Below are 25,715 nucleotides of genomic sequence, written 5' to 3' on the forward strand. Positions count from 1 at the left end.
TTATTTAAGTTATTTATTCATCATGGAAAATACTATAATTTTATACCTTAAATTGTAAGAATGTGCCTGTCATAGCTCAAATTTATAAATTTGAGTCATCATTTTTTTCTTTTTCATTAAGGTTTTGAATGTAATAAGAAGGATATAATTTAGTATGAGCCTTAAAGTGTTTTGTAAAAGAATTGGTGCTTTTATACCCTATTTCTTCTGCAATATTTTTGATTGCATATTTCCTAAATTTAGGATCTTCTTTGAGTCGCTTAACTACATATTGAATGCGAAGTTCATTAATATATTCAGTAAACTTTTTTTGTTTGTGTGTTCCAATAATTTTAGATAAATAACTGGTGTTGGTTTTTATTTTCTTGGCTACATTTTGTAGAGTGCAATTGCTATTTAAAAAATACAAAGCATCTTCAAGTTTGTCCAAACGAGTTAAAATTTCCTGTACTTTTTCATCTTGGATAGTCACATCTTTTTTCTTCTTCTGGTGACTTTCAGCTTCTATTTTTTGCATCAATTGTTCAAAAATGAGCTTATTTTTTTTGCGTAAGTTGACAAATTTCCAAATAAAAACGAGACAACAAATTAGTACAATACCAGCAGCGAAAGAAATGACTTTTACAGTACCTTTCAGACGAGATTCAGAAGAAGTTAATTGTTTGTTTTCTTTATTGGCATTATCTAATAAAGATTCATATACATTAGTACGATCTACATCTTTTAGCTTGTCTAAAGCTTTATAATGTTCGAAGCTAGCATTGGATTTTTCAATATCACCTTGTTGTTTATAAACATCTGCCAGTGTTTCGTGGGTTTTTAATAAAATATGCGGATTGAATTTAAGCGCATTTTTGTTTTTATTTTCTTGTGAAATAGTTTCTTTAGTGCGCTCCAAAAATTGAATAGCTTTATCATAAGACTCTAAACCTACATAGGATTTCCCTATATAATAATACACTTCAACCAAGCGCTTTTTATTCTTTAAATCTAATGTAATGGTTTTTGCTTTTTGTAAATATTCAATAGCTTTTTCAAAATCGCTTTTCATGTAATATGCAATTCCCATATCAATATAAAAATAGCTTTCTCCTTCTGCGTCATTGTTTTGAGAAGCAAAGGCAAGTCCAGGTTTTGCATACACAAGCGTAGAATCAGGTTGTAATAAAGTTAAAAAAGTTCCAGTAAGTCCTAAATAGGTGTTAATTCCAATAGTTTCTTTTTCTAATCTATGTTCATGACACAATTTGAAGTTTTCTTGAAACATTTTTAAGGCTTCTTTATTAAAATGTACATTGCGTTTTATTTTGGCAATATTAGCACGTGCCATGATTTGATTCCGAATGTGTTTGCTTTTCTTTGCGTAGTCTAACGCTTGTAAATAATGCTTTAAAGCTTCATCATCATCACCAAGATATACATGTACATTTCCTTTGGTCACAAGTGCTTTAGATAAAAATATATTGCTTTCAGATTTTTTTGCGGCAATAACGGCTTGTTCTGCAAATTGAAGTCCAGTTTTATGATCACCTTGAATGTTGGCAATTCGTGCCAATTGATAATAAGCTTTAAATATAAATTCTAAATTGTTTTCAACTTCACTTCTTTGTAAAAGTGTTTCTGCATTTATATGTGCTCCTTTTGGATCAGAAAATTTTTGCTGTAAGATGTGTTCATATAGTGCTGCTAAAGAAGCATCTTTTGATAATTCTTGCGCATGCGCACAAATAGTTAGTGTGAAACAAAGAAAACATGTTAAAAATCTGGAAAGCAAGAATTTCATAAATGGCGATAACGTCTGGGCTTGTTCTACGATATAAAAAGCATTTAAAAACTATGGTTGGTGATGTTTAATCAAGTCTTTAAAGAAAAATACTTTACCGTTAAAATTACTAATAATTCAAGCAAGAATAGAAGGTTCTGCCTTTTTTTTAATAAAACAGAAAAGCAATGCATAATCTCATACAGAGACGCACTGCTTTTCAAAACAAACTTTACGTTGATAAATTATTTCTGCATTTTCGCAAGCATGCTTTTTGCATTTTTGTCGTTCGCATCCATTGCTAATACTTTTGTATAATATTTTGTAGCTTTTTTAAAATCTTTTGTTGTAAAATAGGCTTCTGCTAAACTGTCATAACCATTTTTATTGCTTGGAAATAATTGAGTATTCATGTTGAAAACTGTAATTGCCTTTTCATATTTCTTCGCCCGAAGCAACACATAACCATAGGTGTTTAGTTCTTTTAAACTTTTAGAATAGGGTTGTAATTTTTTAATGACTTTTTCTTGATTTTCAGCCACATAATCAGCTCCTTTTTTCTCAAACAATTTATGTAATTCTGTTACGACTTGATAGTTGTGTTCGTATGATTTTTTTCTGCAAATTTGAAGCAAATCGGCCTCTAGACTTTCCACAGCATGTTCTACGATACGTCCAACTTCTTTTCCACGTTTGTTGTACACAATAAAGGTTGGTACACGATGAATGTTCAAGCCTTTTTCTTCGCCATTTGGTCCCTGTTTGTAACTTGTTCGCGCATTATTGACACCAATGATGCGCAACTTTTCTTCAGGGAAATTGGCAGCTTCAAGGAGTTTCATAAACTTTGGAACTTCACGTTTGCTATCGCCACACCAAGTGCCCATAAAAATGGTGATGTTGTATTTTTTGAGTTTTCTTTTGAGTTTTTTAATGATTGCTGCATCCGGTTCATAAGCTTCATAATTCTTAGAAAACCACGAGTTAAAAGAATTTGAGGTAAAACCTTCTTTGGTAATTTGACCCAATAACATGTCACGACCGCGTGCATCTTTTGTCAACTGATTGACCGATTGCGATATTGAAAATTGACACACAAAAAGCATCAATAGGAAAGTAAAGAATTTGTTCATTTTCTGGTTGATTTTGTTTGATGCTTCAAAACTCCATCTAACCCAAAAAGAAAACCAATAAAATGTACACAATGCACAAATCTATTCACAAAAAGCAATCTTTTAAAACCTGTATTTCTTTGCTCGTAAATCGAAGTTTGTACAACAAAGCCTGTATTTTATCCGTATATATTTGACGATTTTTAGCTTTCTTAGTACTTTGAACGTTTATAAAAAAGAGGAAATGAACTTTTTCAACTACAAAATCTCTAAAATCCTGATTCACATTCTGTTTTGGGCATTGTTCATATTTGTCTCTCTATTTTACTTTTCAGATTATTATTGGACCGAAAATCCGTTTCTACAATATTTATCCATTTTAGTCATCATCGTATATACAAACGATTTTGTCTTGTTGCCTTTTTTTGAGAAGAAAAAATGGTATACTATCTATATTTTAATCATTACCGCCATCAGTTTTTTGGCAACACAATTGTATTGTAATGTCTTTGCAGAATGTGGTTGCAGCGTTGCAAAATGCTTATCAGATTATGTGTGGCAAACGATTGTGCCAATTATCTTTTTCTCCTTTATTTGGATGTTGTTTCGCTATTTAGAAAAGAAAGATGAAGTAGAAAGTATCAAGCAGAAACATACAGAAATGGAGTTGAAATTCTTGAAATCACAGATAAATCCGCATGTATTGTTCAACAATTTAAATACAATCTATTCGTATTCATTAGAAAAACCGGTACAAGTTCCTGAGTTGATTTTAATGTTGTCTAATAATTTAAAACATGTGTTGTATGAAAGCAATGCAACCTTTGTTCCGCTTGAAAAAGAGCTTACATTTATAGATAATTATATTAAATTTCAAGAAATTCGAACGGAAGGCATTAAAACAATTACCTACCAAAAAAATATCTTTCAATACAATTATACAATTGCGCCTTTGTTGCTCATTACGATGATTGAAAATGCATTTAAACACAGTACCATGAATACCAATATAGAGATCAATATTGCAGTGGAAAATGATGTGTTAACATGTGTTTGTACAAATGAATTTGATGCAACAAAAGCTATTAGCAGCGACCAAATAGGATTGCAAAACCTACAGAAACGCTTGGAATTGATTTATAAAGATAAATACGAATTAAATATTACTACGAAAGGAATGTATTGCGTAACCCTAAAACTACAATTGACATGAAACATCCATTATTAAATTTTAATCATATATTATAAATGGTTATTTTGGATGTTCCATCTGACAGATAAAAAATAATAACTACAAACTGATGAACTGTATCATTATAGAAGATGAAATTCCTGCGCAACGTATTCTCAAAAGTTATATTGACAAAGTATCGTATTTGGAGTTGGTAGGAACGTTTAATGCTGCTTTAAATGCTTACGATATACTGAATGCGGAACCAATTGATTTGATTTTTTTAGATATCAATTTGCCTGATATTTCGGGTTTGAGTTTTTTGCGAACGCTTAAAAATCCGCCAACAATTATTATGACGACTGCATATCCTGATTATGCTGTGGAAAGCTTTGAATTTGAAACGATTATTGACTATTTGGTCAAGCCTTTTTCTTTGGAACGTTTCCTAAAAGCCATTCAAAAAACACAACGAATTCAAACTAAAATTGTTGAAAAAGAAGTGGAAAAACCAAGTTCAGACACCTTGTTCTTAAATGTAGATAAGACGTTTCATAAAATTCAGTTTCAAGAAATATTTTATGTCGAATCAGAGCGCAATTATTTGACTTTAGTTAGCAAACAACAAAAACTATCGTTCATTGGAACTTTGCGTACCTGGAAAGAGAAACTGCCTGAGCAACAATTCATTCAAATTCACAAATCTTTTGTAATCAATAAAGATCACGTCGATAAAATCTCTGGAAATGAAGTCTACATTCACGACAAGCGTATTCCTATTGGCAGGACCTTTAAAGCAAAACTTTTTGAAGTATTGGATATTCATGGAAAATAAGTGGTAACTTTACACTGCTGTTTTTTCAATACAATTATGTTGAAGAAACAGACATCATTTACCAACAATACCTACACAACTCATGGAAAGCCAAGAACTAAAAGTAGCACTTGTCCAAACCAATCTCATCTGGGAACATCCTGTGCAAAATCGAGCGCAATTGTCAGAAAAAATAAATGCCATTACAGAAGCTGTTGATATTATTGTATTGCCCGAAATGTTTACTTCTGGCTTTACGATGAATCCGGAAGCTGTAGCAGAAACGATGGATGGAGAAAGTATTGCTTGGTTACAAAAACTAGCGAAAGCTAAAAATGCGGCTATTACAGGAAGTTTGGTTATTTCAGAAAATGGAAATCATTACAATCGTTCGGTATTTGTACAACCTTCTGGAGTCATTGAAACCTATGACAAAAAGCATACGTTTACATTAGCAGGCGAACATACCGTATACAAAGCTGGAACTGAGAAAACAATCATTCATTATAAAGGCTGGAAAATTTGCTCGCTTATTTGTTATGATTTGCGTTTCCCTGTTTGGGCACGAAATGTAGAAGATTATGACGTATTGTTATATGTTGCCAATTGGCCAAAACCTCGTGTTAGCGCTTGGGATGCATTGTTAGAAGCACGCGCCATTGAAAATATGAGCTATTGTATTGGTGTGAATAGAGTAGGACTCGATGCAAATTCTTTGGAATACTGCGGACATTCAGCAGCGTATGATGTATTAGGAAAACAACTCACCAATATTGCTCCAAACAAAGAAGAAACAGCAATTGTAACTTTAACCAAAGAACATATAGCTACGTATAGAAACAAGCTGAAATTCTTGAATGATAAAGATGCGTTTACGCTACATTCATAAGAAATCAACAGAAACCAACATTCAACAGATCATTAAAATTTTAATTTAAAAAAACACTCATGGCGGAATTAATTGACTCGTTTGACATGTATGGTGATTTCGACAAGAACTCGTATTACATTATATGTTTTGATAAAATAGCTTCTATTCTGAGCTTTAAAACACCACTTGAAGAAACTAAAAAGAACATAGAAACGGCTATTGAAACCATTGACCTTGAGTCGCATGATTTAGAAGTTGTTTTTAAAAGTTGGAATACAGAAGATGCTAAAAATGCCGATTTTTCTAAAGATTTTCCATATCAATACTTTCTAAAAAGCACTTCAAAAAAACTGCTTGTTTGGATTGCATTAGAACATCATGAGCTCAATGTTGAGTTTTATTATGATAATTTGGATGAAGCACTTGAAAAATGGGTTATTGAAGCCAATCATACCTTAAGAACTACTTTTGGATTGGATCGAAAGTCTGTATTCAAAGTATTATCAAGAGACAGAAATAGCTTTTTTACGGAAGATGTGCGAACGGCAGATTTTGATTGTGATATTAAAACCATGTATAACGATGATTTTATTCCTGTAAATGAAACTATTGAAGCGTCGTTAGCGGTTGAAAAAGCAGGACTTATTTTATTGCACGGAGTTCCTGGAACGGGGAAAACATCGTATATAAAAAGTCTCATTACCAAACATCCTACAAAGAACTTTATCTTTATTCAGAACGAGTTTGTCAATGAGTTACTACATCCTGATTTTATTTCATTCTTACTAAAAAATCAAAACTCTATCTTAATTATTGAAGATGCAGAAAAAGTGTTGACAAGTAGAGAACAAAAGAATGAAAACTCTGTGGTTTCTACCATTTTACAACTTACAGACGGACTTTTTAGTGATTATTTAAACATAAAAATTATTTGTACATTCAACACAAGTATGAATAAGATTGATACTGCTTTGTTGCGAAAAGGACGTATGATTGCCTATTATGAATTTAAAGCACTTGAAAAAGAAAAAGCAAACATGTTGCTCAGCAAGCTTGAGCATGAAGCAACAGACAAACCATTGACCTTAGCAGATATTTTTAACTATCAAAATAGAAGTTTCAAACCGACAGAAAAAAGACCGATAGGATTTTAATTTTATATTCTTATAAACGTTAAAGCGTGTTTGTTGCTTTAACGTAAGTTTGAGATAGCTATTATGTTATATGTTTAGTTTGCAAAAGTTTACAATGAGTGTCAAATCGAGCGCAGTCGAGATTCAATTGAAAATTTAGTTTTTCTAGAGTTCTCGTGAGCTACGCTTTGTGTCTACGATAATACTCGAACTCACATACACTATTTCAAATTCTTCAAATCTTCTATAACATCCCAATTGGCTCTAATTTCCACTTTTTTCGGGAAGTATTTTACAGTTTCCGGTTGTATGTTTTTTAGATAATTTCCAGTATCCCATTTTCCGTTTTTATTCGTGTCATAGATCACACGGAAATACACAAATTGCGGATCGATATAAGGAAAGTTATAAGAAGCTTTTGGCTCCGTAGCGTATTGTTCAGCAATCAATTCGAGCTTTTCATTAACAACTTGAATCAATACAGGGTATTCTGGACCATTATACGTAAGTTGAATGTTTCCGTAATCTTTATTTTCTTTGGTAATTAATTTGTAATTCAATGTATCATTTACTTCACCATAAAAATCGGTAATTGCTTTTGGTAATATTTGAATACTGTATTGTTGATTTTCTTTCTTATCAAAAAACACATCCAAACTATTATTCTTTTCATTCAGCTTGGTTGTAAACTTTACAGGAATAGAATCTTTATTTTGAATGGAAATTGTATTTTCATCAATGGCCGTAATGGGCGTGTTCGACGCTATTTTGAAATCGCCGTTTGGCGGAATATTTCCTCGGTAATTCACAGATAAATTCATAGAATCTTTTTCCATGTCTTTGATCTTAACAGTAAAATCTTGAGTATAAGCGCCTTTGGAAACCGTAAATAATAACGAATCGGTTTCAGGTTTTAAATTTTCAAACCAATAACGCAAGGTATCTTTTTCTGGATGACGTGTTGTTTTGAATTTAAAATTCTCAGGAACTTCAGAGTTGATGGTAACTTTCATACTATCTACAGGTCCTTCGTGTCCAAAAGCAATCATATTTTTAGAAATTTGTGCCGGACGCGTTGCTTTAAATGCTGGAATTTCCTTAAACAAAGTAATCGTATAAAACGAATCTGTTGGCACAGTAACTTCTTGTTCAACATACCCAATTTTGTCCGTTAACGGATCGAAAAAATAGTTGCTGGCTTTATCCTTAAGTGCCACCATTTTATATTTTCCTGCACGTAAATTAGAAAGCTTAAACTCTGTCAAACTATCTAAAGTATTGGTAATATAGGTTGGCGTCTTTTTATATATAGTAGAGTCATTATACGTAGAATCAATCTCATACAACATTACAGAAACGAATTTTTCTGGTTTTCTATCCAATGCATCTTTGATGGTTCCAGTAACTTCTAAAGAGTCAATATACGAGCCTGTTGAAAATACATACTTAAAATAATCGTATGGATTTTCCTCGTTATTATCAACAATACTTTGTCCAAAATTAAACGAATAGGTTGTATTGGGTTGAAGCGTATCAAGAATTTGAATATCAATATACTTACTAGAACTTCCTTGCGGGAATATAACATAACCACCTTCTTTGATTGGCGGAGAAATAATCAACTGTTTCTGAATATTTTTGACTTTAATATATTCGTCAAAATAAATACGAATTCGTTTTTCGTCAAAATTTGTGCTGAATTCTTCAGGTTGTGCCTTCACCATTTTTGGTGGAGTTTTATCAGGTTCGCCGCCTGTTGGAAAACCACGCTTGGCGCAATTGAACAATGATAAAAGAATCAAAGTCACCAAAGAAAAATATATAAAACGTTGTTTCATTAACTGATATAAAATAATGCGCTACAAATAAACTAATTATTTTTGGTACTGACGAACGTTTTAACTTGCTATTGACATAGTTGCTACACTAATTTTAATATTTGGTATTTTTTGAAGCGCTAATGCACAAGCTTCCAAGGTGGCTCCTGTGGTAATAATATCGTCTACTAATAAAATGTGTTTTCCAGCTAATTTTGTGATATCTGTAACTTCAAAAGAATGTTGTGCAGTTAACCAACGAGCAGCACGTTTTTTAAAAGCCTGTGTCTTTATATTATTTACTTTAATTAGAATGTCTGCGGCATATTCAGCGTCCAAATGCATGGCAAGTTGTTTCCCAAAAGTGGTTACTTGATTGTATCCGCGTGTACGCAATCGTTTCTTGTGTAATGGAACAGGAATGATGTAGTCAATATCAGTGTATGCAGTCTCTTGCGTAAGTCTTTCACCAAGCATTTTTCCTAGAAAATCGCCAATTTCTTGTCTGCCTTTATATTTTAATTGATGTATGAGTTGTTGTACTATTCCATTTTTCTTGTAGTGAAGCAAAGCTGTTGCATTTTCAATTTGAACCCGACCATAAAATGTATGTATTACAGGATTTTCTGTATGTTTATGAAATTCTGTAAAGGGTAAATTATGCAAACATTTCGTACAAATATGCTGTTCTTGATGCATCAATTTGTCAGAACAGGCCAAGCAAGTTGTTGGAAAGAAGGAAGAAAGAATATTATTTAATATATTTGCCACACTTAAACGTTAAAATTTTAACATTTTTGATTTAAAAGTACTACTTTTTTATGAGTGGAGCCACAAAAGATACAATTCAAAAAATACTATTAATTGCACTTGCTGCAATGACTGTATCTATGGTCTGTATTTCCGTGTACAACCAAAACAATAACAATAAAGAGAAAAATGAGTACTTAGATAATGAGAAATCGCTTGTAAAAGAAGAATTGAAGGAAATCATTAAGAATTGCGATCACTTATTGAAAGAACACAAATTAAATTCTGCAGAAGTAAACTCAGAAAAAGCAAAAGCAAAAGAACTGCTCGATAATATAGAACATACGGTACTTGATTATAATTCTATTACAGAATACAGAAAAAAAATGTTAGCACTGCGAAAAAGCAACCTTCATTTGCAGCAAAAACTTCACGATGGCATGTCGCCAACCAAAATGAATACTAGTTTTTAATCATCACCAACATATTTTCAATTAGACTGTGAAAAAGTAAAAGATTCACACAAAAAACATCTTATTCTCTGAATAATTTCTTTACTTCGCGGTATATTCTAAAAACGAACACTAAGTATTAAAATTTCCTCGATTGGATCGGTTAAAATTTTTCAGAGAAGCTATACGCGACATTAAAACCTCAGGAACAATTGTTCCTAGCTCACGTTTTTTAACGAGACGAATGGTGAAAAACATAGATTTTGATAATGTAAAAGTAATTGTCGAGTTTGGCCCTGGAAATGGAATCATCACCAAAGAAATTTTAAAAAGAATACAACCGCAAACCAAGTTAATTGCTTTCGAAATCAACGAAAGGTTTTTTCAATCCCTAGAAAAAATAAAGCATTCACAACTTATTATTGAAAAAGTATCTGCCGAAGACATCGCAGAAGTTTTGCAAAAACACGGTTTTAACAAGGCAGATTGTGTCGTTTCTAGCTTACCATTTACCAATATTCCTACTGAAATTAGCGATCGTATTTTAAAAAATGCTTACGATGCTATGATTGATAATGGCTTGTTTGTTCAATTCCAATACAGTCTTACATACTACAAAAAACTCAAGAAAGTTTTCAATGATAAAGTCAAGTTATCGTTCGAACTTTTCAACATTCCGCCTGCTTTTGTTTACAACGCTAAAAAATAGCTTGTAGCTCATATACAAACGTTTTATATTTGCGGCATGGCAAAACAAGATGACCAATTTAAGAAAGTAGTATCGCACGCAAAAGAGTACGGTTATATATTTCAGTCGAGTGAAATTTATGACGGGTTAAGTGCAGTATACGATTATGCTCAAAATGGAGCAGAGTTAAAGAAGAATATACGCGACTATTGGTGGAAAGCAATGGTGCAAATGCATGAGAATATTGTAGGAATTGATGCTGCAATTTTAATGCATCCAACGACTTGGAAAGCTTCGGGCCATGTAGATGCGTTTAATGATCCTCTTATTGATAACAAAGATTCAAAGAAGCGTTACCGCGCCGATGTACTGGTAGAAGATCACAGAGAAAAAATTGTTCAAAAAATAAATAAAGACATCACAAAAGCTAAAAAACGTTTTGGAGATGCTTTTAATGAAGAAGAATTTCGCTCTACGAATCAAAATGTGCTACGCAGACAAAAGCAAATTGATGAAATAAGCAACGAACTGGCACGTGTTCAGGAAGAAAATGATTTAGAAGGATTCAAGCAGCTTATTGAAGATTTAGGAATTGTAGATCCAGTTTCTGGTTCAAAGAATTGGACAGAAGTGAAGCAGTTCAACTTAATGTTTGGTACGCAATTAGGTGCTTCCGCAGATAGTTCAACCAAAGTATATTTACGACCAGAAACGGCACAAGGTATTTTTGTGAATTTCTTGAATGTGCAAAAAACAGGTCGAATGAAAATTCCGTTCGGAATTGCACAAACAGGAAAAGCATTTCGTAATGAAATTGTAGCACGTCAGTTTATCTTTAGACAACGTGAGTTTGAACAAATGGAAATGCAATTCTTTGTAAAACCAGGAACGCAAAAAGAATGGTATGAGAAATGGAAAGAAAACCGTTTAAAATGGCACTTGTCATTAGGAATGGGTGAAGAGAATTACCGTTTTCACGATCACGATAAACTAGCACATTATGCAGATGCAGCTGCAGATATTGAATTTAATTTCCCGTTTGGTTTCAAAGAATTGGAAGGAATTCATTCACGTACGGACTTCGATTTAAGTCAGCACGAAGAATTCTCTGGAAAAAAATTGAAATATTATGACAATGAAAGTAAAGAACACTATACTCCATATGTAGTGGAAACTTCCATAGGTTTAGATCGTATGTTTTTGGCAGTTTTCTCAAACTCTTTAGTAGAAGAAACATTGCCAGACGGAACTACACGAACAGTATTGCGTTTACCAGTCGTTTTAGCACCAACTAAAGCAGCCGTTTTACCTTTAGTAGAAAAAGATGGTTTGCCAGAAGTTGCCCGTAAAATTATGGATGATTTAAAATGGGATTTTAATGTAGCTTATGAAGAAGGTAAAGATTCAATTGGACGTCGTTACCGTAGACAAGATGCAGCGGGAACGCCATTCTGTATTACTATTGATCATGAGACGTTAGAAGACAATACCGTTACCATTCGTCATAGAGATACGATGGAACAACAACGTGTAAAAATAGAAGATATACGTAGTATTATCAGCAAAGAAGTTGATATGCGTACATGGTTGATGAACATGTAGCATACACAACTAAAAATATAGAAAAAGCAATACAACTCGTATTGCTTTTTTTTATGCACTATTTTCTGAAAATTACTTCGGCCAATAAGATTTTCCACTCTCATCAATACTTTTTACCTATTTGCCTAATATTTTTGTAAGTTTCTATTTACAAAAAACTATGTGGGTTAGAATTTGCATTAAGATGTGATATTTATATTGCTGAAAAACAATTGATTAGCGTCTGGAAGAAGGCTCCATAAATGATAGCTGTATTTATAAAAGCCATGTTGTGTATTTATAAATGTAATAAATAGATGTTTTTTATTGTAATAATTATACTATTAATTAGCGGTGTGATTTTGTTGCAACATGATTACAGAAGGGTTTAGGGTAAATCCTTTTTTAACCATTAAATCATATTAATAATGAAAAAAATCAAAATGTATTTAGGAATGCTTTTAATAGCAGCCTTAACAATTACGAGTTGTCAAACTGACTCGGTAAGCGAAATCCCAGAGGAGCAAGCAGATGCTGAAATAGCAAAGCGAGCAAGTCAAGAAAGTATAACAAATGTAAAACACAATTATACTTACAATGGAGAAAGTTTTAGTATCGTTTACACTTTAAATAATGAATCTGGGGAAGTATTAGATACTTCTGGAGATTTAGAGCGAGCTCAAAGTCTTGTTTCGGCAGACCGAGAACCACAAGCTGTTTTATATACAGACCTTGAAGAGTATTCAGAATCGAACGCTGATGCTGCTGCACCAAGTGAAGTAGTAATAGAGGTTAAATTATATGATTCTGTTGAGGAAATGGAATCTGATGTAGAGCGTCTTGCAGAAACTCGTATTCCGTCTACGGAAGGAAGTGACCAAGTTGCTGGAGCAGAAGGACCATGTATTAGTTTTAGTGGAGCTGGAAATGGTAATTTCTATTTCTACAAGCATGCATACTACAGTACTGAAATGACAGGCTTAAGAAGAACAAATCGTCGTTACTTCTGGAATCATTGGGTTGGATCTACGTACAATGATCAAATGTCTTCATTGATTTCATTGAAGCCTTACTACCAAAGAGTATATACTATTTTATATGAGCACTCTTGTTTCAATGGAAGAGCTATCGGATTCTATGCAGGTCCAGGTAACTACGGATTTGGAATTAGAAACTTAAAATGGTACAGACTTAGATGGTGGAGAAGTTGGAACGATCAAGTTTCTTCAATAAAAGGATACGCTTGGTAGACTTTTAAATATTTTTAGAAAAAACGGTTAATCATAATACAAAGCCTATTGATACGTCAATAGGCTTTGTTATTTTTATAAACGATCTAAATGTGTTGGATTAAAATCTATATCCTAATGAAATTCCTCCTCTAAAAGTGAATTCTGGAGAATTATCATCCAATCCTAAGTTTCGTCCGCCACCAAGTGAGAATTCTAGCATAAAGCCTCTTTTGTTCACCCATTTTTTTCCAATGGCTAATCCTAAAGCTGCATCAAAATATTCCTCATTCAAATTGTCAGGATTGTCACCTGAAGCAAATTTTGAAAATACTTCGGCAAATAAACCTTTGGCTCCAAAATCTTCTTTATTAAAGAAATAGAATCTAAAAAATGGTGTCACGGCAAATTTTTCATAGTATGCAGCATTATCTTCTTTAGGATCTCTAAAGTTTGCAAAAACAGAAACTCCATATCCGATAGAACTGTCGTTTACACGCTCATAACTAACATCTAATGCAGAGAAAAAAGCGGCATCAAATACGTCTAACTTGATTTCACTTTTGCGATCACCAACGCCAAATTGGTCGTCTGAATTCATGTCTTGTGCGCTTGCTAAAAATCCTGTAAAAAGGAATACTACGAGTAATTTAATAGTAAAGTTGTTTTTCATAATTAACGGTTTTGTTCTTGTATGTTGCTTTCTTTAACAACAATTGTACCACTAATAGATGTGAAAAATTAAAAAGGTTGCGTTTTTATTTAGAATAAATTAAAATAAAGTTCGACTCGTGATTGTGAAGTTGTATGTAAATATTTGTAAGATAATGATTTATGTGAATCTTCTAATTGCTAGAAAAATGCTTTTAATTGAACGTTTCCTGTGTGAATTGTTTGTGAAGTTTCACTTTTTCTACCAAAATAAGAAAGATTTAAATCTAAAAACTTGGTCAATTTCTTCTGAATTAAAATATTCCAAGTGAAGTTGGTGCCAGGTTGCAAACCTTCTAACATTTGATACCCGACCGGCGAAAAAGCATTTCCTGAAAAGTTATTCTGAAAGTAATTAAACTCACCATTTAATGCAATTTTTTGCTGATTGCTATACGCAAATGAAATACCAACTTTTTGTTGTGTTAAGGTTTCAGCATCACCCACAATATTTTCTTTATTCTCATATTTATAAAACACACTAAAACGACTATTTCGACTGAATAAGTATGAAAGTGTTGGTTCTACTTTAAAAAGATTGATCTCGAAGTTTTTATTTAGAAAGTTCTCGGAGATACTTTCTGTTTTTCCAGTACTACTAATAAGATCTGTGAGCCAGAATTTGCCAATTTTATGTGTAAACTGCAATTGATGAGAAGTATTGATATTTTCCTGTGAACCTATAGAAAGTAAGTTTTTCGATTTGGCATTCAAATACGTGTACGAAGTGGTGTATTTCTGCTTTCCACGATTGAAAAAGAGCGCATTCCGCAAGGTTTGACTCAAGCCTAATACATTGTCACCTTCTTCATTATCGAACGGATTGAAATTGAAATTATCATTTTCACGACGAATCTTTCTATCTATTAAAAATGATGCTTGATTGTAAAAATGCGATATAAATTTCTTGAAACCTTTTGCATTGCTTGTATTCCACTGTGTTGGATTGAAGGTAACAACTTGACTAAATTTGTTTTGATGAGTTTTGATGAAAACCTGATTTGGTAGTAACACTCGTACATAAATAGCTTCATCGGGAAATTGCGCGAGTTCAAATTCGTTTAATTCTTGAATGCCGTTGTCGTTATAATCATTCCAAGTGTACACACCTTGTCCTTGATCTACTTGTACATAGGTAAATTCTTGTTGCGGCAACGTTCCAGAATTGGTTTCGTAAACGGTATTCAACGTCACAATTTTATTGAACAATCGCTGCTGATATACCAAACGCGAATTCAATGATTGCTCGTCTTCCAAGTCTTCATCTTCCTGATTTAAAGTTCTGTAATTGACAAATAAGGACAGTTGCGTATTTTCATTCTGAATTAATCGCGACTTTAAAAAGTACGTGTTTGAAGTGTTTACACGCTGCAAAAGGTTGTTGCGTAAACTATCATTCACACGATAAGTATAACCAACTTCCGCATGAATTTTCAAGCTATCACCAACACCAATAAATCCTGTATAGGCTTTAAATCGTTGGCTTAAAGGTGTAAAAGATTCAGAGGCAATTTCTTTTTGTTCATTGCTTTCCAAATCTACGCGAGCGCCAATCCAACTTTTGTCAAAACTATATACAGAACGTGCAAACAAACGTAAAAAATCAGAAGTTGTCGTAGCAGTTTCGTTGGTTAAATAACTTCCGTTAGACTGTAATTGTAGTTTGCCAAACTTTAAATTGGATTGCAATACGTGTCGGTTTCCAGTAGCATTATTTTTAAAGTCTAAATATTCAAAACGATATTGAGCTGTGCCATTTTCTTTGTTAGAAAAGTCTAAACCTGTGCTTAAAAACTGCTGATTTCCTATGTTATTGATCGTATTATCTAAGTTCCAATCACGATTAAATTCAATAGAATACAAGCGTTCAATAGTTTGGAATTTTTCATCGATATAATTGAAATCTGCAAAACTTTGTACTTTCCATTTCTTGTCTAACAATTGCTGACGAATACGAACTTTGGCTGCCAACCCTTGATTGTCATCATCATCCAAAGACGAAAATAAATTTTGATCGTTATTGCTAACACCAACTTCAAATTGCACATCTGTTTTTTCACTTGGTGTATAGGCGCCATTAACCACTGCGACTTGTGTTTTTGTAGGTGAAACTAGTTGAATAATAGGTTCGTAATTTCCCTGTGGAACGCCAGCAATAGGCGAAACATATTCATAAATACGTCCGTTAGAAGCTGTATTTGATAAGATATAATTTCCTTGATTATCGCCCACAAGTGTAAAGCGAACATCAAATAATGTGTCATCAGCATTGTTAGAAAACACAAACACTTCCATGCCATCAATGGTTTCTTTTCGGTACAAAATTCGATTTTCGGAAAAAACTTGTTCTACCGCAGAAGGAGCAGACATTAATTGTTGGTTGTCTCCTGCATCACGTAAAATTTGTACTTGTTCTTCCGATAAATTTTGCTGAATTGGCTGATTTTTAGAATCATTTTCAGAATAAATATAACCCGCTACTTTAAACTTTTCATGTTCATATTGCGCGCCGCCATACGCTACAAATCGTGTATAATTATTATCGGTAAATTGATATTCTACCGAAATACGCATTTCTGACGTAATTGGATAACGAGACGTAAATGTTATTTCTCCAGCATTATAATCAATGATATAATCGTTGTTTTCTCCACGTTCTACAGGCAATCCATTTACATATACGGTTTCACTTCCAGAAATAATTAAAATGAATAATTCTTCGTTTGGACCTGTCAATTTATACGGACCTTGATTTCCTTCTTGTCCTTGAAATCTACTTTGTGTATACCGACCACGCACTAAGGCACCAGAAGCAAAAACTGTCGTTTTACTATTTTCTCTAGGCAAGGTTGCCGTAATGCCAACACCTTGTACTTTTTTCTGAAAACGCATAAAATCGGTTGTTGTATTTTCCAGATTTACATCTCCGGCGCGTATTTTCCAGTTTTTACTTTCGAGTTCAATAAAAACTTGGTCAAATTCATCCAAACGTTGCGAATATCCACTTTCTTGAATCGGAATATTGGCATCTTGAATAGACGCACGAAGTGTCACATTTTCAGAGATTTTTCCAGAAATCTGTAAATCTAATTCAGAGTTGAGCACAGAGTTTTGGTTGTTTCCAACCGTTACACCACGCGAAATGCTTCCAGAAGTATTCAAACCATCAAAAAGACGTGTGTTCTTAGGTTCTTTATTGGATCGTAGTGAAACAATTTTATCAATATCAATTGGGTTTTCAACAATGACATTTTTATCAAAACCTGTATATTTCTTGGTTAAAAATTTCGGGTATTTTGTATAGCTTACGCGAATGGAATCGGTATTAATTTTAGCCAAATCCAAATACAGAATCGCTTTTGTAAAATCAATTCGGTACGCTGTAGAATCGATTTTTTTATTTTTTTTATCTGTGATTTGAAACTGAAATGGATTGATGCTTACAGAATCTAAAACAATAGAATCTTTGACAGCCACTTTTTTGATACGACGATTTTCTGTTTGTCCCTGCAACTGTACAGTGAAAAACAAGCCGATACAAAAAAATAGAAAGAGTGACTTCATCTACAACTAAACTAATTCCAACCAAAAATATTTTAATTTTAGCAGGAAAAGAAGCTTTTTAGTCGAAACGATCCTTTTCTCTTAACAATATGGCGATTTAACTCCTAAAGTTTTGATGTTTTCGTTCCTAAATCATGAACTAACGAGTATTTTAATCGAGCTCGGCAGCTACAAAATCTTCACAAAAGGATTTAATTTGCACTCTTGCTTTCTTAAAAGCATTAAAAATTTGTACTTCAGAGCCTGTTACTTTGGAAGGATCAGAAAAGTTTTGGTGAATGCGTTTGGCGTTTTCGCTTGGAATATATGGACAATTTTCATGTGCATGATCGCAGACTGTAATGATAAAATCAAAATCAATATCCAAGTATTCTGAAACATTATTAGATGTATTCTGGGAGATATCAATACCATCTTGTTTCATAATGGCCACAGCTTTTGGATTGACGCCGTGCGTTTCTATTCCGGCACTGTAAATGGTGGCTTTTTCTTTTGCAAAATGTGCTAAGTAACCATCTGCCATTTGACTACGGCATGAGTTACCTGTACAAAGAATGAGTACATTTTTCATAATTTCTTGTAGGTGTGAGGGTTGATTAAGTCGTTCACTTTTTAAACATATTAGGCTATTTGGTGTATGATTGTTTAAAAATTAACGTTCTTATGTCAACAAATGTAAGCAGAAGAAAGCCATTATGAGTCGCTTTTTTTGCAAAAACACATTATTTAACATAATGCTGATGATATGATTACATATATAACGTGGGATTATTTTTGGCAGTTGACTTGCACTTTTACAAAGAAATCATTGATTTTTCTACGATACTGATTCAGTAAATCTAAATCGATTGCATAAAACGTATTCTTCCCTTGTTGTTTTTGTTTGAGCAACTGAATTCTCTTGATTTCGGAGAGATGTTGAGAAACGGTAGGTTGCGCTAATCCAGTAGCTTTTACCAAGTCATTGCAATTGCAATATTCATGTTTACTAATGTGTTGTAAAATGGCGATTCGTGCAGGATGACCTAAAACTTTAGTGATTAAAGCAGTTTCATTTTGATAATCGTCGAAGATGTGATTTTTTGTGATGCCCATAACGTAGGTTGTAACGCGATATTACAATAAAGATAAAAAAAGCTAGAAATAATTCTAGCTTTTGATATGTTTTATTTTCCAAATAGGTTTCGAAAGAAGGTTTTTGTTTTTTTAGAAGCTTCTTCTAAGGTTTCTTTTGCCTCTTCTTTAAATTCTTCCAAACGTTCGCTTGCTCCTTCGGCAAATTCGCTTACTTTCTCTTTTACATCTTCCAAAACTTCTTTGGCTTCTTCACTAATTTCAGCAAATTTATCTTTCGCTACTTCTTTGTATTCTTCATATTTTTCTTTCGTCTCATCTGCAAATTCAGACGCTTTTTCTTTAGCTTCTCCAAAAGCTTCTTTGGTGTCTTCTGCAAAATCGGCTGCTTTTTCCTGTGCTTTTTCAGAGAATTCTGAGAACTTTTCCTTGGCTTCTTCGGCAAACTCTGATACTTTTTCTTTAGCTTCTCCAAAAGCTTCTTTGGTATCTTCTGCAAAATCGGCTGCTTTTTCCTGTGCTTTTTCGGAGAATTCGGAGAACTTTTCTTTGGCTTCTTCGGCAAACTCAGCTGCTTTTTCTTTGGCACCGCCTAGTGCTTCTTTAGCATCTTCTGCAAACTCGGAAGCCTTTTCTTTGGCTTTTTCTGCAAATTCAGATGCTTTCTCCTTTACGTTATTTAAAGAATCTTTTACTTCATCTCTAATTTCTTCTGCCTTTGTATCTCTAACTATTTTTGCTTTGTGAACTTCTGCTGTGTCTTCTGTTTTTTTAGATAATTGATCGTTGTCTTCACTCATGACTGTTTTTCTTTTGATGATATCTAATTAGTTTACAGGATCGTGTTTTTGTTACATTATTTAATGTCAAAAGTATCTATATTAAACTCTAATTTATGGTAAACATGAGTATAAGTGTCACTTCTGTATCTACTGGAATTCCATCTTTTTTCCCAGCTTGGGTAACTTTTTGCTGTTGAAGAACGGTTAACACATTCTCTTCTAAACTTTTGGTTGCAGCTCTAATTCTAATGTTTTTGAGTTGTTTATCTTTTGTGACTATTAAACGTACCATGCATCTATTTCGACCTTTATTTTCTTTGGATGGATCAATAATTTTTAAGACCTCCGTTTGTACTTTTTTAGAAAAATCTGATAGTTGTACTCTATTTTCAATAATGGGTTTTTCATCTAGAATAGCATAAGGATAAGCTTTCTCTTTTGTAGTTGAAGTTGCTTTGTTAAAGGTAATTATAGAAAAATTACTTGTATTGTTGAGTAATAATGGTTTAATGTTTTCATTAAAATTATCAATACCTTTTTGTTGTAACTTTTCCACTTCTCCTTTGTAAGCATAAAATATTTCATTGTCAATTCTCTTACTCTTGAGCTCTGTACTGTACAATGAACCGTTACCATCTTTGAAGAAAATTGTGATAAATGTTTTCTTCTCAGCCTCCATTTTAGCTTTTTCATATAAAACTACATGTGGTTTGAGTTTAGGACGTTTTGGATATTTGCTTAGTTTTTTATCAAATTCATCAAAAAGACTTTTAGGAGTTGCTTCTAAATGTTGTCCGTAGCGAAACTTTATTTTATTATAATCGGTTTCATCACTTGCGGCAAATAACTTTTTGAGATCTTTTGCATCACATAGAAAGTCATAAAAACCTTGTGCATTTTTTGTGTTAATGATTTTTGAAAGCTTAGAAATATCTTTTTTAATAGTTTCTTCTATTTGCGCTTGTCCCACCGTGCAGATTAACAATAGTAAAAGTGAAATTTTCTTCATTATGTATTGATGTTGATTTAAAAATCAGGTAGGCTTTTGTGTTTTCAAGTTACATTAAAATTATTTGAAAGCCTCGTCATTGGGCTCCCAAAGTTCAATTTTGTTGCCTTCAGGATCTACAATCCAACCAAATTTTCCGTAACTGTATTCTTCAACTTCTCCAACAATGGTCACGCCTTCTTCTTTTAAAACGGCTAAAAGTTCTACTAAGTTTTCTACTCTAAAGTTCATCATAAACTGTTTCTCACTTGGCTGAAAATACTTCGTATCGTTTGGAAATGTACTCCATTGTGTAGAACAGTCGTTTCCTTCTTTATCTTTCCACCAAAAAGTACATCCATAATCATCTACAGGTAAGCCTAAATGTTTTCCATACCAATTTTTTAATCCTTTGGGATCTTCTGTTTTAAAGAAAAATCCACCTAGTCCTGTTACTCTATTTTTCATCTGTTCGTTTTTTAATTGTTGTTTGTTATTCTTGTTTTTTGTGTAATGTTAATGCAGAAAGTAGCGAAATAACCGTTCCTACAACCAATACCATCATCAGTGTCACAAAAAATACGATTGTGGCACTTTCAAATACTTCACTACGGAGCGCAATGGATTTTTTTTCAATATACATTGCTGCTGCTGTGAGTTTTTCTGTTTCCAACAAGCCAATTTCATGTGCAATATAGTCTTGTGAAAAACCAGGATTAATGGTTGAAATGTAAATAGCATCAATCACTGCAAAAGCAATCGCCGCAAAGGACGCAATTCCAAAACCAATAGTGAATGCTTTTTTGAAATCGATTTCACCATCAAGATCATGATTTTTATAATGTTTTACACCAAAATATACGAAAACTAAGGATGCTGTAATGGTTGCATATCCAATGATTCCGTGTGTTTTAAAAGCCAATGCATATCCAAAATAAAGTGCTGACGAAAAGAGAATGGAAGCTAAGATAAAACTGTAAATTCCGTATTTGAGCACTGTATTTTTCATGATTGTAAAATTTAAAAGTTTGTATCCTAAAATTAGCGTAGATGCTGAACATGGTATTCTTGAAGAAGTACCAATTCTGTTTGTACTAAAATACTAATTTTAAGGAATTTTTACTGCTTTTAAAATCTTAACTACTTTTTCGTTGTAATGTAAAAGCAGAAAGTATGGAGATGATGATGCCTAAAATAAAAACCATCGCAAACATTAATAAAGCACCAAAAGCTGGCGTTCCATATTGTTGCATCATATCTTTTGCATAGGTGATTTCTTTGAGTTTTTCTTCTGCACTTAAATCAGAAGCATTGATATTATCTATGCTATATGCCAAATATTGCTCTGGGAAATCAGGATTTATATAGCTTACAAAAATATAGTCAATAATAGCAAAACCGATAGCGGCACATAGGGCAATTGAAATCCCGATTATAAATCCTTCTTTGAAATTTACGGCTCCATTATTTTCATGATCTCTGTAATGTTTGATTCCAAAAAATATAGGAATTAAACATACAACCATGGTGATATAACCAACGACTTCTTGTGCTTTAAACGATAGTCCTTTTCCAAAATATAAGGCAATAAAGAAAAGTGATAAAGCGATGATTAATGCGTAAAGGCCATACTTTTTAATTGTTGTTTTCATTGTGTTCGATTTTTTATGATTACTGATTCAAAAGTAGGTGAGATGCTGAAAATAGTACTCATACGAAAGTACCAATTCGCTCATACTAAGGTAGTAATTTTAGAAAAAAGCAAGTATGACTATATATTTTGTAACTAACGCATCAATCTTTTGATGCTTGAAGATGCAATCTATTCAAGATAGGATATGTTTCGTATAAGATTGATTGTCATTCTGTGAAATCGCTTTATAAATTAGGCAGGATATTTAATTCTTTTGCTTTTTGAATGGCTTGTGTACGGCGTTTTACATCTAGTTTTGTATACACGTTAGAAACATGCGTTTTTATAGTACTTTCGGATACGAATAGGAGCGAAGCTATTTCTTTGTTAGAATGTCCTTTGGCAAGCTCACATAAAACTTCATATTCACGTTTGCTGAGTCCTAAATTTTCAATTTTTTTGGTGTCAATTTCAATTGATGGAGTTATAGTATTGGTGCTGGATTTTCTTTTGTTAATGTACAATCCAACAAAAAAGAAGACAATAGCAATTCCGCCAATAATATATTCAATAGAAGTATTTTTTGAAATTAATGAATATTGACTCAATTGAAACAATGCCAATAATGCAATGATGAGTACACCAAATATGAAAATCGTTTTTTTCATTTGTACATTTAATGAAAATGAACTTTGAATTTGTCTACAATGGTTTGCGCTAATTTTTCTTTACTTTCTATAGTCCAACCAGCAACATGCGGTGATAATAATACATTTTCTGCCTGAATTAAATATTGAAAAGCAGCAGGTATTTTTTGATCATTGAATAGATTTTCAAACGAACTTTTTTCATATTCTAAAACATCTAATCCAGCGCCTAAGATTTTCCCAGATTGCAATGCTTCTACTAAATCTTGTGTCACAACACTTTTTCCACGCGCCGTATTGATGAACCAAAAATTATGCTGAAATGCTGCAATGAATTCTTTGTTGATCATATTCATTGTCAATGGCGTTTGTGGTGTGTGTAAACTTAAAACTGTCGCACGTTTTTGCAATTCCTCCAAAGAAACTTGTGTTGCATTTTCGTCGCCGATACCATCTTTTAAATCGTAAAAAAGCACTTCAACGTCAAAACCACGTAACTTTTTTGCAAAGGCTTTTCCCATATTTCCATAGCCAATAATTCCAACTGTTTGTCCATCGAGTTCTACACCACGATTGGCTTCACGCAACCATTTTCCAGCGCGTACTTCTCGGTCTGCTTTGTTGAGTTTGTTGAATAATGATAGTATCATTCCCAACGCATGCTCACCAACTGCATTTCGATTGCCTTCAGGAGCAGAAATTAGTTTGATTCCTTGTGCAGAAGCAAACTCGCAATCAATATTTTCCAATCCAGCACCAACACGACCTATAAATTTCAGTTTGGTTGCTTTTGCTAGAAATGCTGCATCAACTTTGAATCGACTGCGAATGATAAAACCATCATACCTATGAATTTTCGCTTCAATTTCAGCCTTGCTCGACGTATAATCTTCATGATTCATATGTCCTAGTTCAGCAAATTGAGTCTTTAGCAATGGATGATTTTCATCGAGGTGTAATATATTCACGTGTACTATATTTTTGGATATTCAGTTTGCGTTTTTTCGTGTTGTACATTGCCAGTATGTGCCGTAGAAAGTTTTTCGAAAAGTAATAAATGTACTTCTTCATCATCTTTGGTTGCAGGACAATGTTCTACACCTTTGGGAACTACGATAATTTCACCTTCATTGACCGTAACGGTTTTGTCACGAAACTTCATAAATAAGGTTCCTTTAACCACTTGAAAAAGCTCGTCTTCGTCCTCGTGTGAGTGCCATACAAATTCACCTTGAATTTTGGCTAATATCACTTGCATATCGTCAACAGTAGCAATTTGGCGTGGATGCCATTGTGTGTCAACGAGTTTAAATTTGTCTTTGATGTTAATTGCGTTCATGCAACTAAATTACGAGATTTTAGAATGTTTTCATCATAATATTGAAAACAAAATCTTCTTTTCCGATGGTAAATGATTGTGTGTGATGTTTGTGGAAGTCGCGCTCTTTGTAAAAATTTATTGCACGTTGGTCCGTGTGAAGTTCTTTTAACCAAACACGTTTGATACTGAGCTTTTGAATTTCTTCAAAAAAATCTATTTTAAGTTTCAAACCGTTTCCTTCCAAAATATAATCTTTGAGGATATATACTTTTTGAAGCTCAGCTGCTTCGTCATAGCCTGTATCGGGAACTGGAATATCTTTTTTTAATTTTGCGTATCCAACGGGAAGTGTTTTTACATAGGCAATCCAAAAAACATTTTCACTCTTTTTAAGCGAATCTGTCATTCTTTCCACGGAAAATTTCTTGTCAATATACAGGCGGAGTTCTTCTTCGGAAGCAAATAAATTACCGAAGGATTCAGAAAAGTTAATTTTTGCTAGTAACGATATAAATTTTGCGTCTGCGGGAACCGCTTTTCTAATTGTGTGATTTTCCATTCCTTTTTGAACCTTGAATTCGATAATTATCGGCTTAGTTTTGTTGTATGTATTTGATATTTAGGTTGTTATAATTTTGAATTTGCTCAAATATATTTCTGATTTTCAACACGTTAATTCGATAATCACGGTTTACTTCTCTTTTTTCTCTTCAAATTTAGTATTTCATTTGTTTCATCATTAACGATTTAAAAAATATAATATTATGAAGAAACACAGTAAAAATTTAAAGTTGAACAAATCAGTAGTATCAGAATTAAGTATTGAAAGTGCTGGAGAAGTTAAAGGAGGAAAAACTGGAGCTGGAACATTCTGCCACACAAATCAACAAGGATGTTTAACAGGTTGGAATTGTCCTCATCAATCATTTAACGGTCCTTGTTAATAAGACCTATATAGTACATGATGATAGCGGACTTTAGTTCGCTTTCTTAACTATTTTAAACAATAAATCCATTATTATGAAAACAAAAACAAAGAGTTTAAAACTAAATAAAGCCGTAATCTCAGAATTAGGAGCTAAAAAAGCAGGAGAAGTTAAAGGTGGAAATAGCTCACCAGGAAATACAGCGTGTAATACTATTGGAAACTGTATTACAAAACAAGTGAGATGTTTTACGGAATTTGTTTGCTAGTAAGCATTACAATTATTTTATAAAGTGAATTTGATTTCACTTCTTTTTTTTCAATAATTAAAGCGGACTTTTATAGTTCGCTTTTGTGTTTTATTTAACATACTATCCAGCAATAGTAAGGCTTTACCGTACTTAATAGGTTTTCATTTTATGTAAATTTATATTAAATCAAAAAAAATATATATTATGAAAAAAAGTTTTAAAACATTATCATTAAAGAAATCAGTAGTGTCTGAATTAAACGGAAAAAATTCTAATGCAGTTAAAGGAGGAATGACTGTAAAAACACAAGCAGATACGTTGTGTACTTCTGCAGCAATTATTTGCCATCCTTCAATCAACTTTTCATGCGGTAGCTTATTTGCGTGTTAGAATTTATAGAAGTGTACTACTAAAATAAGCGGACTTCGGTTCGCTTTTT

The 25,715-nt window shown here is 32.9% G+C and carries 28 protein-coding genes; 11 read left to right on the top strand and 17 right to left on the bottom strand.

Going from position 1 to position 25,715, the window contains the following annotated elements; genetic code table 11:
* Positions 1–82: 82 nt before the first annotated feature.
* The gene (locus Q0845_RS01370; RefSeq protein WP_298507984.1) at positions 83–1,783 is read right to left on the bottom strand and encodes an AraC family transcriptional regulator; all 1,701 of its coding nucleotides are present in this window, start codon (positions 1,781–1,783) and stop codon (positions 83–85) included.
* A gap of 224 nt (positions 1,784–2,007) precedes the next feature.
* Complete coding sequence (locus Q0845_RS01375) at positions 2,008–2,895, bottom strand: thioredoxin family protein (RefSeq protein ID WP_298507987.1); 888 nt, start codon at positions 2,893–2,895, stop codon at positions 2,008–2,010.
* 223 nt (positions 2,896–3,118) lie between these two features.
* Between Q0845_RS01375 and Q0845_RS01380 the strand changes: the two genes are divergently transcribed.
* The 4 genes from Q0845_RS01380 (at position 3,119) to Q0845_RS01395 (ending at position 6,884) form a co-directional block, all read left to right on the top strand.
* Positions 3,119–4,087 (top strand): sensor histidine kinase, encoded by a 969-nt coding sequence (locus tag Q0845_RS01380; protein ID WP_298507990.1) that lies wholly within the window; start codon positions 3,119–3,121, stop codon positions 4,085–4,087.
* An 88-nt stretch (positions 4,088–4,175) separates the two neighbouring features.
* On the top strand, positions 4,176–4,880 hold the full coding sequence (locus Q0845_RS01385) for a LytTR family DNA-binding domain-containing protein (protein WP_298507993.1): 705 nt from the start codon (positions 4,176–4,178) through the stop codon (positions 4,878–4,880).
* An 82-nt stretch (positions 4,881–4,962) separates the two neighbouring features.
* A complete protein-coding gene (locus tag Q0845_RS01390) occupies positions 4,963–5,748 on the top strand; it encodes an amidohydrolase (protein ID WP_298507997.1) in 786 nt (261 codons plus the stop codon).
* A 59-nt stretch (positions 5,749–5,807) separates the two neighbouring features.
* A complete protein-coding gene (locus Q0845_RS01395; protein WP_298508000.1) occupies positions 5,808–6,884 on the top strand; it encodes an AAA family ATPase in 1,077 nt (358 codons plus the stop codon).
* Positions 6,885–7,084: 200 nt separating this feature from the next.
* On the opposite strand, the gene Q0845_RS01400 is transcribed toward Q0845_RS01395, so the two are convergent.
* Positions 7,085–8,701 carry an Ig-like domain-containing protein gene (locus tag Q0845_RS01400; protein WP_298508003.1) on the bottom strand — a complete coding sequence of 539 codons (1,617 nt, stop codon included), beginning with the start codon at positions 8,699–8,701 and terminating at the stop codon, positions 7,085–7,087.
* Positions 8,702–8,761: 60 nt separating this feature from the next.
* Positions 8,762–9,451, bottom strand: coding sequence for a ComF family protein (locus Q0845_RS01405; protein ID WP_367180633.1), 690 nt, complete (start codon positions 9,449–9,451; stop codon positions 8,762–8,764).
* Positions 9,452–9,501: 50 nt separating this feature from the next.
* Here Q0845_RS01405 and Q0845_RS01410 point away from each other — a divergent pair, with 50 nt between their 5' ends.
* From Q0845_RS01410 to Q0845_RS01425, 4 genes are all read left to right on the top strand, one after another.
* Entirely contained in the window at positions 9,502–9,903 is a 402-nt protein-coding gene (locus tag Q0845_RS01410; protein ID WP_298508005.1) for a hypothetical protein, read from the top strand.
* A 133-nt stretch (positions 9,904–10,036) separates the two neighbouring features.
* A complete protein-coding gene (locus tag Q0845_RS01415; protein WP_298508008.1) occupies positions 10,037–10,591 on the top strand; it encodes an rRNA adenine N-6-methyltransferase family protein in 555 nt (184 codons plus the stop codon).
* Between the two features lie 36 nt (positions 10,592–10,627).
* A complete protein-coding gene (locus tag Q0845_RS01420) occupies positions 10,628–12,172 on the top strand; it encodes a glycine--tRNA ligase (RefSeq protein ID WP_298508012.1) in 1,545 nt (514 codons plus the stop codon).
* A gap of 407 nt (positions 12,173–12,579) precedes the next feature.
* Positions 12,580–13,401, top strand: coding sequence for a hypothetical protein (locus Q0845_RS01425; protein WP_298508015.1), 822 nt, complete (start codon positions 12,580–12,582; stop codon positions 13,399–13,401).
* A gap of 100 nt (positions 13,402–13,501) precedes the next feature.
* Here Q0845_RS01425 and Q0845_RS01430 read toward each other — a convergent pair whose 3' ends face one another.
* The 13 genes from Q0845_RS01430 to Q0845_RS01490 form a co-directional block, all read right to left on the bottom strand.
* The gene (locus Q0845_RS01430) at positions 13,502–14,053 is read right to left on the bottom strand and encodes a hypothetical protein (protein ID WP_298508018.1); all 552 of its coding nucleotides are present in this window, start codon (positions 14,051–14,053) and stop codon (positions 13,502–13,504) included.
* Between the two features lie 179 nt (positions 14,054–14,232).
* On the bottom strand, positions 14,233–17,568 hold the full coding sequence (locus tag Q0845_RS01435; RefSeq protein ID WP_298508021.1) for a hypothetical protein: 3,336 nt from the start codon (positions 17,566–17,568) through the stop codon (positions 14,233–14,235).
* Positions 17,569–17,806: 238 nt separating this feature from the next.
* Positions 17,807–18,226, bottom strand: a complete 420-nt coding sequence (locus tag Q0845_RS01440) for an arsenate reductase ArsC (RefSeq protein WP_298508024.1) — start codon at positions 18,224–18,226, stop codon at positions 17,807–17,809.
* A gap of 197 nt (positions 18,227–18,423) precedes the next feature.
* Positions 18,424–18,750: a helix-turn-helix transcriptional regulator gene (locus Q0845_RS01445; RefSeq protein WP_298508028.1), complete on the bottom strand. Its 327-nt coding sequence runs from the start codon at positions 18,748–18,750 to the stop codon at positions 18,424–18,426.
* A 71-nt stretch (positions 18,751–18,821) separates the two neighbouring features.
* Positions 18,822–19,529 (bottom strand): hypothetical protein, encoded by a 708-nt coding sequence (locus Q0845_RS01450; RefSeq protein ID WP_298508032.1) that lies wholly within the window; start codon positions 19,527–19,529, stop codon positions 18,822–18,824.
* 88 nt (positions 19,530–19,617) lie between these two features.
* Complete coding sequence (locus tag Q0845_RS01455) at positions 19,618–20,520, bottom strand: hypothetical protein (RefSeq protein ID WP_298508035.1); 903 nt, start codon at positions 20,518–20,520, stop codon at positions 19,618–19,620.
* Between the two features lie 60 nt (positions 20,521–20,580).
* The gene (locus tag Q0845_RS01460) at positions 20,581–20,967 is read right to left on the bottom strand and encodes a VOC family protein (RefSeq protein ID WP_298508038.1); all 387 of its coding nucleotides are present in this window, start codon (positions 20,965–20,967) and stop codon (positions 20,581–20,583) included.
* A 25-nt stretch (positions 20,968–20,992) separates the two neighbouring features.
* The gene (locus tag Q0845_RS01465) at positions 20,993–21,508 is read right to left on the bottom strand and encodes a DUF4199 domain-containing protein (protein ID WP_298508040.1); all 516 of its coding nucleotides are present in this window, start codon (positions 21,506–21,508) and stop codon (positions 20,993–20,995) included.
* Positions 21,509–21,635: 127 nt separating this feature from the next.
* Entirely contained in the window at positions 21,636–22,151 is a 516-nt protein-coding gene (locus Q0845_RS01470) for a DUF4199 domain-containing protein (RefSeq protein WP_298508042.1), read from the bottom strand.
* A 226-nt stretch (positions 22,152–22,377) separates the two neighbouring features.
* Positions 22,378–22,800 (bottom strand): LuxR C-terminal-related transcriptional regulator, encoded by a 423-nt coding sequence (locus tag Q0845_RS01475; RefSeq protein WP_298508044.1) that lies wholly within the window; start codon positions 22,798–22,800, stop codon positions 22,378–22,380.
* 8 nt (positions 22,801–22,808) lie between these two features.
* A complete protein-coding gene (locus Q0845_RS01480; protein WP_298508047.1) occupies positions 22,809–23,747 on the bottom strand; it encodes a 2-hydroxyacid dehydrogenase in 939 nt (312 codons plus the stop codon).
* Between the two features lie 5 nt (positions 23,748–23,752).
* Positions 23,753–24,118 carry a cupin domain-containing protein gene (locus tag Q0845_RS01485; RefSeq protein ID WP_298508050.1) on the bottom strand — a complete coding sequence of 122 codons (366 nt, stop codon included), beginning with the start codon at positions 24,116–24,118 and terminating at the stop codon, positions 23,753–23,755.
* 19 nt (positions 24,119–24,137) lie between these two features.
* Entirely contained in the window at positions 24,138–24,659 is a 522-nt protein-coding gene (locus tag Q0845_RS01490) for a GNAT family N-acetyltransferase (protein WP_298508052.1), read from the bottom strand.
* A 205-nt stretch (positions 24,660–24,864) separates the two neighbouring features.
* Here Q0845_RS01490 and Q0845_RS01495 point away from each other — a divergent pair, with 205 nt between their 5' ends.
* From Q0845_RS01495 to Q0845_RS01505, 3 genes are all read left to right on the top strand, one after another.
* Positions 24,865–25,044, top strand: coding sequence for a class I lanthipeptide (locus Q0845_RS01495; protein ID WP_298508055.1), 180 nt, complete (start codon positions 24,865–24,867; stop codon positions 25,042–25,044).
* 76 nt (positions 25,045–25,120) lie between these two features.
* Positions 25,121–25,294, top strand: coding sequence for a hypothetical protein (locus Q0845_RS01500; RefSeq protein WP_298508058.1), 174 nt, complete (start codon positions 25,121–25,123; stop codon positions 25,292–25,294).
* Between the two features lie 186 nt (positions 25,295–25,480).
* Entirely contained in the window at positions 25,481–25,666 is a 186-nt protein-coding gene (locus Q0845_RS01505) for a hypothetical protein (protein WP_298508061.1), read from the top strand.
* Positions 25,667–25,715: the final 49 nt, after the last annotated feature.

The organism is uncultured Kordia sp. (genome assembly GCF_947489565.1).
In the GTDB taxonomy this organism is placed as follows: Bacteria; Bacteroidota; Bacteroidia; order Flavobacteriales; family Flavobacteriaceae; genus Kordia.